Source organism: Pseudarthrobacter sp. YAF2 (assembly GCF_052113345.1).
Classification (GTDB): Bacteria; Actinomycetota; Actinomycetes; order Actinomycetales; family Micrococcaceae; genus Arthrobacter.
Genome location: NZ_JBFRDA010000043.1, coordinates 1 through 2,097, shown reverse-complemented (window position 1 = coordinate 2,097; position 2,097 = coordinate 1). Strand labels below are relative to the sequence as shown.

2 protein-coding genes are annotated in these 2,097 nt (G+C 67.0%); both read right to left on the bottom strand.

What is annotated here, in order from left to right; genetic code table 11:
* Window positions 1-854: glucose-6-phosphate dehydrogenase assembly protein OpcA (locus tag AB4Y79_RS21595; RefSeq protein ID WP_441866245.1), on the bottom strand; the 854-nt coding region annotated here is incomplete at its 3' end.
* Window positions 851-2,097: glucose-6-phosphate dehydrogenase (zwf, locus tag AB4Y79_RS21590; RefSeq protein ID WP_441866243.1), on the bottom strand; the 1,247-nt coding region annotated here is incomplete at its 5' end. The genes zwf and AB4Y79_RS21595, both read right to left, overlap by 4 nt.

Here is a 2,097-nt window from a genome sequence, read left to right as displayed (position 1 = left end):
CGGCGGAGTTCTTCGGCGAGGCAGTCGCGGAGGCTGCGGCGTGGGAGGGTGATGCGTTGGGCGGGTTGGCCGGGTTGGGTGAGTTCGGCGACGGAGAGTCCGGGGCGGAAGAGTTGGACGTCGCCGCCGGGGCGGGTGAGGCGGACGCGGCGGATCCCTGTGCCTGCGGGGTCCGCGACGATGGTGACGGGGGCGTCCAGGGTCAGGGTGAGCCAGGCKGCGAGSAGGATGGTGGAGGGTGARTCCGAGGCGCCYTCGACCGCGACCGCGGTGACCGGGGAGGAATCGACTTCGTCCAGGGCCGCGGCGAGTTGGATCCGCCAGTTGGTCAGCCGGGTCCAGGCGAGGTCGGTGTCGCCGGCTTTRTAGGTGTGGTGGATCCGTTCCAGSGCGGCCTGCGGGTCCGGTTCGTTGGCCGAATCGGTGATCCTGCGGTGCGCGATCGCCCCGATGGAGGTYTCGCACGCGTTCGCGGGGGCCCCGTGCGGCCACCAGGCCACGATCGGGGCGTCCGGGAGCAGCAGCGCGGCGACCAGGGATTCGGACTCGTGCGCGAGTTGGCCGTARCCGCGSAGCACGATGACCTCGGACGCGCCGGCGTCCCCGCCCACCCTGATCTGCGCGTCGAGCCGGTCMTCGGCGTCTTTCCCGGCGTCGGCSAGGACGATGATCCGGCAAGGGTGTTCCCGRCTGGCGTCGTTCGCGGCCTCGATCGCTTCTTCCTCGAGCCCGGACTTGGTCACCACCACCAGGGTCAGGACCCGGCCCAGGGCGATCACCCCGCCCTGCTCGCGCAGGGACATGAGTTTCTTGGAGACCTTCGAGGTGGTGGTATCGGGGAGGTTTACGATCATGGCCTTCTCCAGGTTCGTCCGTCACGGGCCAGCAGCTCATCAGCGCTGGCCGGGCCCCAGGAGCCGGGGGCGTAGGGTTCGGGCTGTTCGTCCAGGGTGGCCCAGTATTCCTCGAACGGGTCAAGGATCTTCCAGGACAGCTCCACTTCCTCRTGCCGCGGGAACAGCGGCGGCTCACCGAGCAGCACGTCCAGGATCAACCGCTCGTAGGCCTCCGGGCTCGATTCGGTGAACGAGTGCCCGTAACCGAAGTCCATGGTCACATCCCGCACTTCCATCTGCGTACCCGGAACCTTGGACCCGAACCGGATGGTCACCCCCTCATCGGGCTGGACCCGGATCACCACCGCGTTCTGCCCGAARTCGTCCTCGCCATGGTCACGGAAGAGCAGGTTCGGTGCCCGTTTGAACACCACSGCGATCTCAGTGACCCGCCKCCCCAGGCGCTTGCCCGCRCGCAGGTAGAACGGCACCCCGGACCAACGCCGGGTATGGATATCCACCCGRACCGCCGCGAACGTCTCCGTGGTCGAATCCGCCGGGATACCTTCCTCTTCCAGGTAGCCCTGGACCTGCTCACCGCCCTGCCAGCCACCGGTGAACTGGCCCCGCGCAGAATGCGTGGACAGATCCTCCGGGAGCTTCACCGCGGCGAGGACCTTCTCCTTCTCCGCCCGCAGGTCATCGGCGTTAAAGGAGATGGGCTCCTCCATCGCSGTCAACGCCAGCAGCTGGAGCARGTGGTTCTGAATGACGTCGCGGGCTGCACCCACGCCGTCGTAATACCCYGCCCGGCCACCGGTGCCAATGTCCTCGGCCATCGTGATCTGGACATGGTCCACGTAATTCGCGTTCCACAACGGCTCAAACAACTGGTTCGCGAACCGCAACGCCAGGATGTTCTGCACCGTCTCCTTGCCCAGGTAATGATCAATCCGGAACACCGCRTCCGGCGGGAACACGGACTCGACAATGTCGTTCAGCTGCCGCGCCGACTCCAGGTCATGACCGAACGGCTTCTCGATCACCACCCGCCGCCACTTGTCCCCGTCGGCCTGCGCCAGGCCGTGCTTGGACAACTGCCGGCACACCTGCTCGAACGCCTTCGGCGGGATGGACAGGTAGAACGCGTGGTTCCCCCGGGTACCCCGGACGTCGTCGAGCTCCTTGATCGTCTCGCCAAGACGCTCAAACGCCGCATCGTCGTCGAACTCACCCTGCACAAACCGGATACCCTCGGACA